The following is a 13,223-nucleotide window of genomic DNA, read 5'->3' on the forward strand; positions in this document are numbered from 1 at the left end:
GGGGGAGCCGTGCGTCGGCCGGTCCGCGCGCGGACCGGCCGAGCTGTCCGTTGTTCGGGTGTCGAGGTGCTTCCTTTCCTTGTTCCGCCCTCCGCTACGACCGCTTGCCGACTTTCGCGGCCGCGCCCGCACAGGTCATCCCGAGCAGCACGGTGAGGGCGCCGATGATGACGTTGTTCCAGATGACTCCCGCGTCGGGGCTGCTGCCGACGATCCACGGCGAGAGGATCAGCCACACGCCGATGGCGGACATGGCCCAGCTCATGCCGTACATCCGCTCCGGCGTGACGGTGAATCCGAGTGCCAGCAGGCCGAGCGCGATGCCCAGGATGAGGTTGTGGGCCACGAGGGCGGGCTGGTTCGCGGTGAAGTGGAGTGTCCACGGCGAGATGGCGCAGTACAGGCCGATGAGGAAGACCGGTCCGTCCACGAGCGCCACGTCGCGACCGCCGAGCATGCGGGCGTACCGGTCCCGCATCTCGGGAACATCAGGGTGACTGGCGATATCGCCTCTGGTGTGTGAGACGTCTGCCATCAGACTCGTCTCCTTCGATCTCTTCTCTGCGGCCCTGTCTCCTGAAGTGGTAAGCGCCGCTACGGCTATCTTGCGCTTATTTCGTCCTTATGTGTAGCGGAGAGCGGTAGGCCCGGTTCCGGACCGTCCGCGGCCCCGCGGTGCGGCCGGTTCCGGCCGTCTCGGGCGTCGGGGTACGGGTACTCGCCCGCCGTCCCGCACGACGAGACGAGAGGGGCCCGCACGACATGGCCGAGAAGCAGAAGAACGTCGTGGAGCTGCTCGAACAGCAGCACCAGCAGATCCGCCGCCTCCTGGACGACGTCGTGAACAGCAAGGGCGAGGACCGCAAGGCGGCCTTCCACCGCGTCGTACGCCTGCTGGCGGTGCACGAGACGGCCGAGGAAGAGGTCGTCCACCCGTACGTCCGCGATCACATCGAGGGCGGCGAGAAGGTGGTCGGCGAACGGTTGGAGGAAGAGAAGCGCGCCAAGGAGATGCTGAGCAGGCTGGAGGACATGGACACCGAGTCCCAGGAGTTCATCGACCTCTTCAAGGAGCTGAAGACGGCTGTGCTGGAGCACGCCAAGGCGGAGGAGAAGAGCGAGTTCACCCACCTGCGCGCGGTCTCCGACCAGCGCGCGATGCGGGGGCTGGCCAAGGCGGTCGAGGCCGCCGAGGCCGTGGCACCGACCCACCCGCACCCGGGCACCGAGTCCGGGCTGAAGAGCGCGGTCACCAGCCCGGTGGCCGCCGTGGTGGACCGCACCAAGGACGCGATTCGCGCTGCCATGGGCAAGCACTGACCGGTGGAAGAGATGACCGGTCGGTGAACCCACAGACGGCCCCGCCTCCACGGCGGGGCCGTCGGCCCGTGGCGCCGGGACCCGGCACGCCAGGCACCACGGAGCTTTCCCGTCACCGGTCCCTCACCGGTGCTCCTCCTACCGGTCCTCCTCCCGCGGCAGCAGCGAGCCGAGCGGGCCCAGATCGAGGTTCAGCTCGTCCCGCCCCACGTCGTACCGCGTGCACAGCTCGTCCATCCGGCGCTCCAGCAGCATCAGCGTCATCCCGATGCGCTCCTCCTGGTCGTCGGAGAGGTCGCCCTGGTCGACGCGGCGCAGCGCCTGCCGCTCCATGAGCTGGTGCAGCAGCTCCACGACGGTCAGCACCAGCCGTACGAGATCCCGCTCGACGCTCTCCTCGTCCAGCTCCACCCGCCTGCTCACGGCCGCACCGCCTCCTCGACCCGCACCGTGGCGGCGGGCCGCGAGGGGCCCGTCACCCGCAGCGGATCCGCCGCGGCCGGCTCCTCCGGGGCGAGCCCGGCGAACGGCGACGGCACGTTCTCGTTGACCGAGCTGATCAGGGCCCGCAGATCCACCCGCACCAGGTCCACGTCGGCGATACGCAGGGTCAGGTCCCCGGCGATCACCACGCCCCCGGCCAGCAGCCGGTCCAGCAGATCGATCAGGGCCACGGGGGTGCTGGGGGAGGGGGTGCTCATGGTGCCTCCTCCGGCAGATCGGTGAAGGAGTACGGCGCCCACGGACCGGTCAGCTCGATCCGCAGGGCGGGGGAGCGGGCCGCCAGCTCCCCGACCCGTTCGGCGAACTCCCCGGCCTGCTCGCGGCGGACCAGGTAGGCGCCGTTCAGGAGGTTCGCGCCGCGGGTCACGGCGGCGCGGGTGCCGGCGGGCGCGTGGCCGTCGGCGTCGGCCGCGCCGGACGCGGCGACGGCCTCGGCCAGCCGCGGGTCCTGCGGGCGGTGCAGCCGGCTCTCCTCGGCGGCCTGCGTCAGCGTGTCGTGCACCGCCCGCGCCAGCCCGTCGGACTCCTGCCGCGCGGTGTCCCGGACCTTCCGATCGCGCAGTCGCCGCCGCAGGAACTCCCGGCCGGACTCGGCGCCGGCCGCCGGCCGCGCGGCGGACTCGTGGCCCGCCGCCGGCCGGGAGTCGTCCGACGCCCGGGCGTACGCCTTCACGCCCCACTCCAGCCGACCGTCAAGCCGCGCCAGCAGCAGTTCGAACCGCTTCGCGTTCGCGGCCAGCACGGCCCGGACGGATTCCTCGTCGCGGTACACCGTGACCAGCCGCAGCGGCAGCACGCCGACCTCCGCGGCGGTCTCGTCCACGACCCGGCGGTGCGCCCGCGCGGTCGATTCCAGCCACGCCAGGTCCTCCAGGCGTTCGTGGACCTGCGGCTGGTCGAACTCGGCCGCCGGCACTGTGGAGACCAGCGCCGCCAGCGGCCCCTCGGCCACCGTGTGCACGGGCGCGTCCCCGATGCCGAGCAGGCCGCCCGGCGGCCGCGCGCCGCTCCGGAGAACGGCGTAGGCGTACATCAGCCTGCCGTTGTCGTGAGGCGTGGTCACGGTGCCTCTTCCTTTCCGTCCTCCAGGGCGTCCCGCCGGCCCTCCAGGGCGGCGATGCGCTCGCGCAGCTCGGCGTTCTCCCGGGCCAGTTCCTGCTGCTCCCGGTCCTCCCGGTCCAGCTCCCTGCGGCGGGCGCCGGCCGACAGCGACGGGTCGTCCCGCCACCAGTCGATGCCCATCTCTTCGGCACGTTCCACCGACGCCACGATGAGCCGCAGCTTGATGGTCAGGAGTTCGATGTCGAGCAGGTTGATGCGGATGTCACCGACGATCACCACGCCCCGGTCCAGGACGCGTTCGAGGATGTCGGCGAGGTTGGCGCCGCCGCCGGCGCCGGTTGCGGGATACGACATGGGGCGCGTGCTCACCTCACCCGTTCCGGCTCGGGCTCGTCCTCGTACTCCTCGGCGTCGGCGTCCTCGGCGTCCTCGTCCTCGTACGCCTCCGGCTCCTCGTCGGCGTACTCCTCCTCGTCGCCGGCTTCCTCGTCGCCGAACTCCTCGTCGTCGTAGGCCTCTTCCGGCTCCTCCAGGTCCTCGGAGTCCTCCGGGGCGTCCTGGTCCGCCGCGTCCGCGGGCTCCTCCCGCTCGTCCGCCGCCGCGTCGGCCGACTCCGGCTCCTGTTCCTCCTCGCGGTCCACCGCGTCCTCGTGGGACTCGACGACCTCACCGTCGCGGATCTCCCCGCGCCAGCTGCCGGTCGGCTCGCCGCGCAGCATCACGAAGCGGCGGAAGTGCTTCAGGTCCAGCCGGGCCCGCCGCCCCTGCGCGCGCCAGATGTTGCCGGTCTTCTCGAAGAGACCCTTCGGGTAGTACTCGATGACCAGCAGGACGCGGGTCAGCTCCGGCGCCAGCTCGTGAAAGGTGACGACCCCCTTGAGGGACGCCTTCGCCCCCTGCGCCGTCCAGGCGATGCGCCGGTCCGGCAGCTGCTCGGTGACGGTCGCCTGCCAGCTGCGGGTGGACCAGAAGACCTTGGCGCGCCAGTTGGACGTGGTGTCGTCGGTGCGGTCCACGTTCTGCACGCCCTTGGCGAAGGAGCTGAACTCCTGGAACTGCGTCCACTGGTCGTAGGCGGTACGTACCGGCACCCCGACGTCCGTGTCCTCGACGACGGTGACGAACTTGCCCTGTCCGGTGCCCGTCCGGGTGCCGCCGCCCGCCTTCTGCAACGTTTCCTTGATCCGCTCCTTCGCGCCGGTCGCGCCGGCGCCGACGGCAGCCCGCAGCGGCCCCTCGCCCTCGGCGAGGCGACGGCCGCCGTCCAGCACCATCCGGCCGAGGCCGGGGCCGTTGCCCTCGGCCATGTCCTGCAGCCGGGTGGTGGCGGAGCCGAGCTTCTTGCCGCCGGCGATCAGCAGCCGCTGGGCCTGGGCCGCGGCGAACGCGGCGGCCTCCTCCTTGAGCCGGTCGGTCGCCGGGCTGTTGACGATGGTGTCCTTCAGCTGGGTGGCGGTGCCACCGCCCTTGTCGTCAGCCATCGCTGCGCTCCCGGCTCCGGCCGGACGACGAACGGGTGCCGGCCTTGCCACCCGACCCGGTGCCCGTCCTGGTCCCGGACCTGCCCGTGGCCTTCGTACCGGCCCTGCTCGCGGCCTTCGTACCGCTCTTCGCCGCGGCCCGTGCGGGGCGCCGGGCAGCGGTCGCCTTGCCGGCGGCCTGCTTGCGCGGCTTGCGCGGCGCGCGGCTCTCGGCCGGTGTGCGCTCCTCTTCCGGCTCGTCGCCCTCGGCTTCGTCGTCCGCCGCGCGGTCCGCGTCCTCGGGCTCCCGGTCCGGTGCCTCCTCGTCGTCGTCCCGCTGCTGCGGGAGCACGCCGCCGGCGATCCGGTCCTGGACGCCGAGGGTGCGTTCGTGGAGGCTGCTCGCCAGTCCGTCGATACGGCGGTTGACGAACGCGCCCGCCGCCGCGCGGCCCACGCCGCTCAGATCGTTCCGCAACTGGTCGCGCAGCTCCGCGAGTTGCGGGTCCGCCTTGAGCCGTTCATCGACCAGACTCAGCAGCCGCTGCGGATCCAGTTGCAGTCGTCGTCCCAGAACCATGCCGCCGACGCTGAGCGCGAGTTTCATCTTCTTCGTGCGGCCCAGTGCGTATCCTCCGGCGACGGCCAGTGCCAGTGCCGCCCGGTTGTTCATCTCACCCGTCTCCTCATGTTCCCCGTTGGTCGTGTGGTGCCTGTCCTTGCGATGTCCGTTGTGCGGGGGCCGGTCCTTGCGGTGCCTGCCCTCGTGCCACCGCGAGCCGGTCCAGCAGCTCGTCCTCGCGCCGGTCGAACTCCGCATCGTCGATCAGACCGTCATCCAACTGGCGTGCCAGTTCCCGGAGTTCCTTCTGAACGACCTGCGGGTCGTAGTACTGCCGCTCCGCCTCCGCCACGACCTGGCGCAGCACCCACGCGGTGCCGCGCACAGGGGCGGCGGGCAGCAGCAGCACTTCCTTGAGCAGCCCCATCAGCCCCGGCCCGACCCTTCCGGAGTCCGCTCCCTGGCCTCCCCGTCCGCGGCCGAGTGGGCCGGGCGGACGAAGCTGTACGGCGGAAGCGGGCCGTTCACCAGCAGTTCCAGGTGCGGCTGCGCCTCGGCGAGCCGGTGTGCCGCCTCGGCGAAGGACGCGGTGTCCGCGCGCGGCAGCAGGAAGGAGAGGTTGACCAGCCAGCCCGAGCCCTCGGGGCCGGGCGCCGACTGCTCCGCCAGCGGCGTCAGGGTGTGTTCCACCGTGTGCGCGTCCCGCACCTCGCGGGCCCGTACGCCGTTGGCCACCAGCTCGCCCAGCCGTACCCGCTCGGGATAGCTGCCGCCGCCGGCGGACTGGAGGGCCTCCGTGAGGCGGCGGACCTCCGGCTCGTCGTCGACGACGAGCCGCAGCACGGCTTCCTCGCGGTGCGCCGCCTTGACGTTGAACTCCACGCGGCCGGCCAGCTCGGCCAGCTGCGTCTTGTAGTGCTCGGTGTGTTCGCCGAGCGCGCCGCGCACCGCGTCGTCGTCCGTCGAGAGCGAGCCGAAGCGCAGCGGCAGCACCGCCCCCGCGCTGCCCATCTCGGTCAGGACGTGCTGGTGGGCCAGCAGATCGCGGCGCTTGGGGCGCAGCCCGTCGGGGCAGTCGCTGACCACGGCGGCCAGCTCGCCGGCCCGCACGATGCGCACCGGGCGGGGCGGGTCACCGACGCCCAGCACCTGCTGCTCGGGCGTGGGGTGTTCGGCGTGCGCTATGCCGTAGACGTACGTGGTCATCAGCTCTCCTCCTTCTTGCGGGAGCTGGTGGTGCGCCGGGTGCGACGCGGAGCTTCCTCGCCGCTGGACGCGGACGATCCGTTCCGTCCGCCGGCCGCTTCCCGGCCCTGGCCGATGGCGTCGGCGAAGGTCTCGGCGGCGCCGGAGAGGGCTCCCTTGCTCTTGCCGCGGGCCCCGGACTCGGTGATCTCGCCGACCAGGTCGGGGACGCCGGGGTCCTTCTTCGGCCCGGACTCCAGGTCGAGCCGGTTGCAGGCCTCGGCGAAGCGAAGGTACGTGTCCACACTCGCGACCACGACACGTACGTCGATCTTGAGGATTTCGATGCCGACCAAGGAGACACGCACGAAGGCGTCGATCACCAGGCCACGGTCCAGTACGAGTTCCAGGACGTCGTACAGGCCGCTGGAGCCGCCTCCTCCCCGGCCGTTCTCCTGCTGAGCGGGAACCACGGTCATCTCACTGGTTTCCTTTCGCTCGTTCGTAGCGACCGACGCGCCGGTACCCCGTGAGCAGGCCCTCGTGGTCCAGGACCAGCTCGTAGAGCGCCATGAGACTCATCGTGTCGGGCACCCTGGCCAGCTCCAGCACCTCCGCCTCCAGCAGCCAGCCGTCCTCGGTCTTCTCGAACCGGGTGACGGTCTCCGGCTGCAGGCCGGTGAGTTCGGCGAGCTGGGCGCGTGCCGCGCGCATCAGCTCGGGCAGTGCCGGGCGTTTCCTGGCGCCCCGCCGGTCGCCTTCGTCCGGTGTGTTCGTCGTGTGCGTCATGAGGCCACCCCGATCGGGGTTCTCCGTCCGGGAGCCTCCGCAGGGAAGTCCATGAGGCACCGGGTACCGCTCCGGGACGAAAGGAAACCCGTCGGTCTCGGGTTCCGCCCGGTGTCCCGGGTGACGCCCGGTCGCCGATCCTGTCGCGCGCCCCGATGATGGGTTGAGGCCCGTCGGGCGGGGGACCCGTGGAGCGGCCGGAGGGGGCGGCTGACCACGCACACGGTCAACGCGGAACAGGAGGCATCAGTGGCCGCGCAACACCGGGACCACCACGACACGGGGAACGGCGCCGCGAGCGGACAGCCGCGAAACCCCAGGGACAAGCACCCGCAGCCGGACTTCCCGCAGCAGGACCAGGAGCACCCGGGCTGGACGGGGCCGATGGACCCACCTCCCGACCACGGCGAGGAGTCCTACCGCGGCAGCGGGCTGCTGACGGACCGCAAGGCGCTGCTGACCGGCGGCGACTCCGGCATCGGCCGCGCGGTGGCGCTGGCGTTCGCGCGCGAGGGCGCCGATGTGGTCTTCACCCACCTGCCCGAGGAGGCCGACGAGGCCCGGGAGACCGCACGGCTGGTGCAGGAGGCGGGACGCAAGGCGGTCGCCGTCGCCTGCGACATCCGTGAGGAGTCCGCGTGCCGGCAGCTGGTCGAGCGGACCGTCGCGGAGTTCGGCCGCATCGACATCCTGGTCAACAACGCGGCGTACCAGATGTCCCAGCCGGACGGCATCCAGGCCATCAGCACCGAGCAGTTCGACCGCGTGCTGCGCACCAACCTGTACGGGATGTTCTGGCTGTCGAAGATGTCGCTGCCGCACATGCCCAAGGGCGGCTCCATCATCAACACCACGTCGGTGCAGGCGTACAAGCCCAGTCCGCACCTGCTGGACTACGCGACGACCAAGGGCGCCATCGTCACCTTCACGCAGGGGCTCGCGCAGATGCTCGCCCCCGACGGCATCCGTGTGAACGCGGTGGCGCCGGGCCCGGTGTGGACGCCGCTGATCCCGGCGACGCTGCCGGACACCGCGGAGTTCGGCAAGCAGGCGCCGCTGGGCCGGCCGGCCCAGCCCGCCGAGATGGCGCCGGCCTATGTGTTCCTCGCGTCCGAGCACGCCGGGTTCATCACCGCGGAGATCGTGAACGCCACCGGCGGTACACCGTTGCCGTGACGTCGTGTTGACGCCCCGTCAGGAGGCTTTCTTCCGGCGGCGGTTCTTCGAGCCGCTGCCGGAGAGGGCCTCGATCAGTTCGTCCCGGCTCATGGACGAGCGGCCGGGTACGCCGGCGTCGGTGGCCCGCCGGTACAGCTCGGCCTTGGTGAGCCCGTCGAGATCCGGGCCGGACCCCTGCTTCCCGTCGGACTTCGCCTTCCCGCCGGACTTCCGGCGGTCCTTCGCGCGGTCCACGCTGGCCTGGAGGGCCTCGCGCAGGTCGATGACGTTGGTCGGCTCCGGAGCGGGCTCGGCCTTCTCCACGGACTCGCCGGTGCGCTTGGCCTCGATGAGCCGGCGCACCTTCTCCTGGTACGTGTCCCGGTACTCCGACGGGTCCCACTCGACGGTCAGCGCGTCGACCAGCGCCACCGCGGTGTCCAGCTCCTTCTTGTCGGGTGCGGCACGCCCCGGCAGCGTCGGCAGTTCCTCGTGCGGGTCGCGCACCTCGTCGGCCCAGTGCAGTGTGTGCAGGGCCAGGATGTCGTCCTCGGCCTTCACGGCGACGAGGTACTCGCGGTTGCGCATCACGAAGGTGGCGATGCCCGCCTTGTTGGCCTTCGCCAGTGCCTCCCGCAGCAGGCCGTAGACCTTGGCGTACTCCTTGCTCTTCGGCGCGAGGTAGTACGTCTTGTCGAAGTAGATCGGCTCCACCGCGTCGAGGTCGACGAACCCGGAGATCTCCAGCGACTTGGACCGGCCCGGCGCGATCTCGTCCAGCTCGTCCGGCTCGACGAGCACGTACTCGTCCCCGGCGTCCCAGCCCTTGACGATGTCGTCGTACCGTACTTCCTTGCCGGTGCGTTCGTTGACGCGTTTGTTGCGCACCCGGTCGGAGGTGCCGCGCTCCAGCTGGTGGAAGTGGACCGTGTGGCTCTCCGTCGCGGTCACCAGCTGCACCGGCAGGGCGACCAGCCCGAACGAGAGCGCACCGGACCAGACCGCGTGTGCCACGTATCGCCACCTCCTCCGCCCCATCGCACCCCGTACGGGCGGCGGCCGCATCCCGGCGTGCGCCGTACGGCGGTCCGGGGGCGGTGGTTTGGGGCGCGGGGGAGTGTGGCACTCGGCATCCCGGCCGAGCGGCCGGCCCATGGGAGAGGGAAAGCGCCGGGCCGGAAGGGAGATCCGGCCCGGCGCACTCCTGCCCGGGAAAGGCGGCCGCGGCGGTGGGCGCGCGGTGATCGCCGGCCTGTGTCAGGTCCGCCGTTCCTCGACGCCCAGGCCGAGCGCCCGGGCGATGTCCTGGACGTTGGCGAACGGCTGCCCGCCGGGGAGGTTCTCGGCCCGCGCCAGGACGCTGTCGGGCGCGTTGTTCCCGCGCAGCGACTCCAGCACCGTGGCCCGGTCGGCCGGGTAGATGCCGGGGTCGAGGTGGCGGGCCAGGTCCGAGCGGATCTCCACGTCGTCCCCGGTCATGCCCGGCGGTGTGCCGCCTTCGAAGGCCCCTTCGGGGGAGCGCCGTACGGCGGGCTGGTCCTCGCCCGCGGGCTCGGGCTCGTGGTCCTCCTCCATCCGGATGCCACGATTGGCCCGCAGCTCGCCCTCCAGGCGCTTCTTCGCCTCGTCGTCGCGCAGCGGGCTGTCCGGCCCGCTCCCCTTGTCGGCCATGTCTTCCTCCAGAGGTTCGGTGCTGATGGGCTGCGTGCCGCCGGGACCGTCCGCTGCCCGCGCACGGTGGCGCGGTGACCGGCCCGCGGCGCTCCCGGAGTGCCCGCCACCCCGCCCCGGAAAACTCGTGAACGATCAAGTTCGGCCCAACGGCGCAGTGACCCCGAGAGCGGTCCCGCGCACCCTGCCCGTCAGGCGGTCTTCGGCCGGGTCGCCAGCGGTGGCGTGGGCGCTCCGCTCGCGTTGCGCAGGCCGCTGAGCAGCGCGTCGACCGCCTCGGTCGCGGTGCGTTCCGGCCGCCAGCCCAGCTCCTCGCGCGCCCGGCGGCAGTCCATCAACGGCAGCCCCAGTACCGCGTCGAAGAGGTGCGGCGAGGCGCCCACCAGCCGCAGCCGCCAGCCGGCGCCGAGCGCGGCGCGGGCGGCCGCCGCGGGCATCCGTACCGTACGGGCCTTCAGCAGCCGGGCGAGGAAGGCCATGTCCACCGGCGGCTCGGCCGCGAGGTTGAAGGCGCCGCGGGCCTCGCCGAGGACGGCCAGCCGGTAGGCGCGGGCCGCGTCGTCGGTGTGCAGCACCTGGAAGCGCAGCCCCGGGATGTCCGGCAGGAACGGCAGCAGTCCGGGCCGGGCCAGCTTGCCGACCTGCGCGGGTGTCGCGATGCCGCCGAAGATGCGCCGCTGCTCGGACGCCGACTCCTCCTTGAAGAGGAACCCCGGGCGCATGCGGACCACCCGCATGTCGGGGTGGGCGCGCTCGAAGCCGTCCAGGACCCGCTCCAGATACGCCTTCTCGCGGCAGTACGCGGCGTCCGGCCAGCCGTGGGTCGGCCAGTCCTCGGCCACCTTGTGGTCCTTCGGGCCGGGGGAGTAGGCGCCGACCGACGAGGCGTGGACCAGCGCGGGCACCCCGGCCGTGGCCGCGGCTTCGAAGACCCGCATGCTGCCGAGCACATTGGTGCGCCAGGTCTCCGGCGGGCGGTGGGTCGGCTGGAAGGCCCACGCGAGGTGCACCACGGCGGACGCGCCGGCGAAGTCGGCGGCGAGGTCGTACTCCTCGTCCGCGATGTCGGCCGCGGTCCAGGTGGTCTTCTCCGGCGAGCTGCGCGGCATCCGGCGCGCGATGCAGTGGACCTCGTCGATCCCCGGGTCCTCGCTCAGCACACGGACCACACTGGTACCGACGTTACCGGTGGCGCCGGTCACCACGACCCGCCGCTGGGAAGCACTGCTCATCAGCTGTTTCCTCTCTCCATGCACGAGGCCGGCGAGGCGGACGGACGGTGCCCGTGCTGGGTTCCCCGCGCGCCGTCCGTTACACGTCGGAGCCGACGTCCAGCTGCTCCAGCGGGTGCAGCGCCGGACCCTGCAGCACCGTGCCCTCCGTGCCGAAGCGGGAGCCGTGGCAGGGGCACTCCCACGCCGTCTCCGCCGCGTTGAAGGCGACCAGACAGCCCAGGTGGGTGCAGCGGGCCGACACCGCCTGCACGGTGCCCTCCTCGTCCCGGTACACCGCCGCGCGCTGCCCGCCGACCCGGACCACCGCGCCGGTGCCCGGCGGGATGTCCGCGACGGAGTCGACGTGCGTGGTGTGCAGCCGGTCGCCGATGAAGTGCTTGCCGACCTTCGCCTGGTGGCTGAGGAACGCGGGCGCCTCGCGGACCGGTCCCCACAGCCGCCGCGGGTCGTACAGCCCGGTCCACGGCGGCGGGTCCCCGGTGATCAGCCCGGCGATCAGGCGACCCGCCATCACGCCGCCGCTCAGCCCCCAGCCCCCGAAGCCGGTCGCCACGTAGGTGTGCCGGGCGCCGGGGTGGAAGGGCCCGACCAGCGGCACCGTGTCGGTGGAGTCGTTGTCCTGGGCCGCCCACCGGTAGGCGATCTCGGTGCCGGGGAAGTTCCGCACCGTCCAGTCGGCGAGCTTCTTGAACCGCTCGATGGTGTCGCCGGTGCCCGGGGTGAAGGTCTCGCCGGTGACGACCAGCAGCCGGCGGTCGTCGCCGTAGGGGGCGGTGCGCACCGAGCGCTTCCCCTCCTCCTCGGTGATGTACATCCCGCCGATGTCCCGGTCGGCCTCGATGGGGGCGGCCACCACCAGCTCCCGGCGCGGCGCCAGCCGGGTGAACAGCAGGGCCCGGTCGAACACCGGGTAGTGGGTGGCGACGACCACCTCGCGGGAGGTCACCGTCGCGCCGGTCTCGGTGGTCACCCGGCACGGCGAGCCCTCGTGCAGCCCGGTGGCGCGCGTGCGCTCGTACACCGCGCCGCCGTGCCTCCGCAGGTCCTCGGCGAGCGCCAGCAGGTACTTGCGGGGGTGGAAGAGGAGCTGGTCCTCCACCCGCACGGCACCGGCCACGTCGAACGGCAGCTCCGTCTTGGTCACGTACGAGGCGGGCAGGCCCGCCTCCCGCGCCGCGTCGGCCTCGGCGCGCAGCTGGTCGGTGCCGGCCGGATCGCGGACGTAGGTGAAAGCGGGAAACCGTTCCAGCTCGCAGTCGATGCCCAGCTCCTGCGCGACCTCGGCGACCCGTTCGACCGCACCCTGCTGCGAGACGGCGTACTGCAGCGCGGCGCCGCTGCCGCGGGTGCGGCGCAGCCGGTCGTAGACCAGGGTGTGCAGTGACGAGAGTTTGGCCGTGGTGTAGCCGGTGACGCCCGCGGCGATCCGGTCCGCTTCGAGGACGACGACACGCCGGCCCGCTCTCGACAGCTCCCACGCCGTGCAGAGCCCCGCGATGCCGCCCCCGATCACCGTCACGTCGGCGTCGGTGTCCTCGGTCAGCGGAACGTACGACGTGGTGTCCGCGCTGGCCATCCAGTACGACTCGTCGATGCCGGGAAGGTCTGAAGTGTGGAACATGCGGGGACGGGTGCCCCTCCCGGCCGGGACCGAAGCCTGCCGGGCCGGTGATGCGCCCGTACGGAGGGGCGGGGACGGGGCGTGCGGGGCACGTGCCCGGTGTTGCGGGTTCCGCCCGGTGCCGGACGATGGAGGGGAAGCGGAGAAGGGCGGCAGCATGGGCGGCGACCTGCTCGCGGCGGTGCGTACTTCGGGGCGCTACCGGACCACGGTGGAGGCCGAGCGGGCGGTCCGGGAGGTACTGGCGGCCTTCGCGGGACAGCTCACCGGCGAGGAGCGCAGCGCGTTCCTCGGCGCCCTGCCGCCCGAGACCGCCGCGATCGTCGCGGGGGCGGTGCGGGACGAGCGGCGCCGGACCGCCAGCGCGTTCGTGGACCGGGTGGCGGCCCGCACGGAGGGCGCCACGCACGCGACAGCGCGCTGGGACGCCAGCACCGTCCTCACCGCCGTCGGCGTCCACCTCGGTGCAGAGCTGCTGGAGCGGGTGCTGGCGCAGCTGCCCCGCGGATACGCCCTGCTCTTCGGCCGCGCCGACCTGACCCCCACCGTCTGACGCACCCCACCCGCACCGCCCCTACCTGCCGGTACCGGGGAATTTCCGGCAGGAGGAGGTTTGAGCCCGGCGCGGCATGGGACCCGGACGCCGGGCCATGGGG

The 13,223-nt window shown here is 72.6% G+C and carries 18 protein-coding genes; 3 read left to right on the plus strand and 15 right to left on the minus strand.

Features of this window, described 5'->3' with window-relative positions; all coding sequences use genetic code 11:
- Positions 1-94: 94 nt before the first annotated feature.
- Positions 95-535: an SPW repeat protein gene (locus ABZ840_RS23875; RefSeq protein ID WP_361562136.1), complete on the minus strand. Its 441-nt coding sequence runs from the start codon at positions 533-535 to the stop codon at positions 95-97.
- 227 nt (positions 536-762) lie between these two features.
- On the opposite strand from ABZ840_RS23875, the gene ABZ840_RS23880 reads away from it, so the two are divergent.
- Entirely contained in the window at positions 763-1,320 is a 558-nt protein-coding gene (locus ABZ840_RS23880) for a hemerythrin domain-containing protein (protein ID WP_361562137.1), read from the plus strand.
- A 138-nt stretch (positions 1,321-1,458) separates the two neighbouring features.
- Here ABZ840_RS23880 and ABZ840_RS23885 read toward each other — a convergent pair whose 3' ends face one another.
- From ABZ840_RS23885 to ABZ840_RS23930, 10 genes are read right to left on the minus strand one after another with little or no spacing between them, the layout of a single operon-like run.
- Positions 1,459-1,743 carry a gas vesicle protein K gene (locus ABZ840_RS23885; RefSeq protein WP_361562138.1) on the minus strand — a complete coding sequence of 95 codons (285 nt, stop codon included), beginning with the start codon at positions 1,741-1,743 and terminating at the stop codon, positions 1,459-1,461.
- The gene (locus ABZ840_RS23890; RefSeq protein ID WP_361562139.1) at positions 1,740-2,021 is read right to left on the minus strand and encodes a gas vesicle protein; all 282 of its coding nucleotides are present in this window, start codon (positions 2,019-2,021) and stop codon (positions 1,740-1,742) included. The genes ABZ840_RS23885 and ABZ840_RS23890 overlap by 4 nt, the downstream gene beginning before the upstream one ends.
- Complete coding sequence (locus tag ABZ840_RS23895; protein ID WP_361562140.1) at positions 2,018-2,887, minus strand: GvpL/GvpF family gas vesicle protein; 870 nt, start codon at positions 2,885-2,887, stop codon at positions 2,018-2,020. Before ABZ840_RS23895 ends, ABZ840_RS23890 begins: the two co-directional genes overlap by 4 nt.
- Positions 2,884-3,240, minus strand: a complete 357-nt coding sequence (gene gvpJ, locus ABZ840_RS23900) for a gas vesicle protein GvpJ (protein WP_361562141.1) — start codon at positions 3,238-3,240, stop codon at positions 2,884-2,886. Before gvpJ ends, ABZ840_RS23895 begins: the two co-directional genes overlap by 4 nt.
- Before the next feature lie 11 nt (positions 3,241-3,251).
- A complete protein-coding gene (locus ABZ840_RS23905; protein ID WP_361562142.1) occupies positions 3,252-4,367 on the minus strand; it encodes an SRPBCC family protein in 1,116 nt (371 codons plus the stop codon).
- The gene (locus tag ABZ840_RS23910) at positions 4,360-5,019 is read right to left on the minus strand and encodes a DNA primase (protein WP_361562143.1); all 660 of its coding nucleotides are present in this window, start codon (positions 5,017-5,019) and stop codon (positions 4,360-4,362) included. Before ABZ840_RS23910 ends, ABZ840_RS23905 begins: the two co-directional genes overlap by 8 nt.
- A gap of 13 nt (positions 5,020-5,032) precedes the next feature.
- Complete coding sequence (locus tag ABZ840_RS23915; RefSeq protein ID WP_361562144.1) at positions 5,033-5,335, minus strand: gas vesicle protein GvpG; 303 nt, start codon at positions 5,333-5,335, stop codon at positions 5,033-5,035.
- Complete coding sequence (locus ABZ840_RS23920) at positions 5,335-6,114, minus strand: GvpL/GvpF family gas vesicle protein (RefSeq protein WP_361562145.1); 780 nt, start codon at positions 6,112-6,114, stop codon at positions 5,335-5,337. The genes ABZ840_RS23915 and ABZ840_RS23920 overlap by 1 nt, the downstream gene beginning before the upstream one ends.
- Positions 6,114-6,572, minus strand: a complete 459-nt coding sequence (locus ABZ840_RS23925; protein ID WP_361562146.1) for a gas vesicle structural protein GvpA — start codon at positions 6,570-6,572, stop codon at positions 6,114-6,116. Before ABZ840_RS23925 ends, ABZ840_RS23920 begins: the two co-directional genes overlap by 1 nt.
- A gap of 1 nt (position 6,573) precedes the next feature.
- Positions 6,574-6,882: a gas vesicle protein gene (locus ABZ840_RS23930; RefSeq protein WP_361562147.1), complete on the minus strand. Its 309-nt coding sequence runs from the start codon at positions 6,880-6,882 to the stop codon at positions 6,574-6,576.
- Between the two features lie 249 nt (positions 6,883-7,131).
- Between ABZ840_RS23930 and ABZ840_RS23935 the strand changes: the two genes are divergently transcribed.
- The gene (locus ABZ840_RS23935) at positions 7,132-8,058 is read left to right on the plus strand and encodes an SDR family oxidoreductase (protein ID WP_361562148.1); all 927 of its coding nucleotides are present in this window, start codon (positions 7,132-7,134) and stop codon (positions 8,056-8,058) included.
- 18 nt (positions 8,059-8,076) lie between these two features.
- Here ABZ840_RS23935 and ABZ840_RS23940 read toward each other — a convergent pair whose 3' ends face one another.
- The 4 genes from ABZ840_RS23940 to ABZ840_RS23955 all read right to left on the minus strand — a co-directional run bounded on the left by ABZ840_RS23940 (position 8,077) and on the right by ABZ840_RS23955 (position 12,567).
- A complete protein-coding gene (locus ABZ840_RS23940) occupies positions 8,077-9,054 on the minus strand; it encodes a Ku protein (RefSeq protein ID WP_361562149.1) in 978 nt (325 codons plus the stop codon).
- A gap of 243 nt (positions 9,055-9,297) precedes the next feature.
- Positions 9,298-9,711, minus strand: coding sequence for a DUF2795 domain-containing protein (locus ABZ840_RS23945; RefSeq protein WP_361562150.1), 414 nt, complete (start codon positions 9,709-9,711; stop codon positions 9,298-9,300).
- Between the two features lie 191 nt (positions 9,712-9,902).
- A complete protein-coding gene (locus ABZ840_RS23950; protein WP_361562151.1) occupies positions 9,903-10,943 on the minus strand; it encodes an SDR family oxidoreductase in 1,041 nt (346 codons plus the stop codon).
- Positions 10,944-11,022: 79 nt separating this feature from the next.
- Positions 11,023-12,567 (minus strand): FAD-dependent oxidoreductase, encoded by a 1,545-nt coding sequence (locus ABZ840_RS23955; protein ID WP_361562152.1) that lies wholly within the window; start codon positions 12,565-12,567, stop codon positions 11,023-11,025.
- Between the two features lie 118 nt (positions 12,568-12,685).
- Between ABZ840_RS23955 and ABZ840_RS23960 the strand changes: the two genes are divergently transcribed.
- Entirely contained in the window at positions 12,686-13,120 is a 435-nt protein-coding gene (locus ABZ840_RS23960) for a DUF2267 domain-containing protein (RefSeq protein ID WP_361562153.1), read from the plus strand.
- Positions 13,121-13,223 lie beyond the last annotated feature (103 nt).

It is taken from the genome of Streptomyces sp. NPDC047117, assembly GCF_040643545.1.
GTDB lineage: Bacteria > Actinomycetota > Actinomycetes > Streptomycetales > Streptomycetaceae > Streptomyces.

What these genes read in the sequence shown, in the direction of transcription:
- ABZ840_RS23875 (WP_361562136.1), bottom strand. Translation starts at nt 535, where the DNA reads ATGGCAGACGTCTCACACACCAGAGGCGATATCGCCAGTCACCCTGAT.
- ABZ840_RS23880 (WP_361562137.1), top strand. Translation starts at nt 763, where the DNA reads ATGGCCGAGAAGCAGAAGAACGTCGTGGAGCTGCTCGAACAGCAGCAC.
- ABZ840_RS23890 (WP_361562139.1), bottom strand. Translation starts at nt 2,021, where the DNA reads ATGAGCACCCCCTCCCCCAGCACCCCCGTGGCCCTGATCGATCTGCTG.
- gvpJ (WP_361562141.1), bottom strand. Translation starts at nt 3,240, where the DNA reads ATGTCGTATCCCGCAACCGGCGCCGGCGGCGGCGCCAACCTCGCCGAC.
- ABZ840_RS23905 (WP_361562142.1), bottom strand. Translation starts at nt 4,367, where the DNA reads ATGGCTGACGACAAGGGCGGTGGCACCGCCACCCAGCTGAAGGACACC.
- ABZ840_RS23910 (WP_361562143.1), bottom strand. Translation starts at nt 5,019, where the DNA reads ATGAACAACCGGGCGGCACTGGCACTGGCCGTCGCCGGAGGATACGCA.
- ABZ840_RS23915 (WP_361562144.1), bottom strand. Translation starts at nt 5,335, where the DNA reads ATGGGGCTGCTCAAGGAAGTGCTGCTGCTGCCCGCCGCCCCTGTGCGC.
- ABZ840_RS23920 (WP_361562145.1), bottom strand. Translation starts at nt 6,114, where the DNA reads ATGACCACGTACGTCTACGGCATAGCGCACGCCGAACACCCCACGCCC.
- ABZ840_RS23925 (WP_361562146.1), bottom strand. Translation starts at nt 6,572, where the DNA reads ATGACCGTGGTTCCCGCTCAGCAGGAGAACGGCCGGGGAGGAGGCGGC.
- ABZ840_RS23930 (WP_361562147.1), bottom strand. Translation starts at nt 6,882, where the DNA reads ATGACGCACACGACGAACACACCGGACGAAGGCGACCGGCGGGGCGCC.
- ABZ840_RS23945 (WP_361562150.1), bottom strand. Translation starts at nt 9,711, where the DNA reads ATGGCCGACAAGGGGAGCGGGCCGGACAGCCCGCTGCGCGACGACGAG.
- ABZ840_RS23950 (WP_361562151.1), bottom strand. Translation starts at nt 10,943, where the DNA reads ATGAGCAGTGCTTCCCAGCGGCGGGTCGTGGTGACCGGCGCCACCGGT.
- ABZ840_RS23955 (WP_361562152.1), bottom strand. Translation starts at nt 12,567, where the DNA reads ATGTTCCACACTTCAGACCTTCCCGGCATCGACGAGTCGTACTGGATG.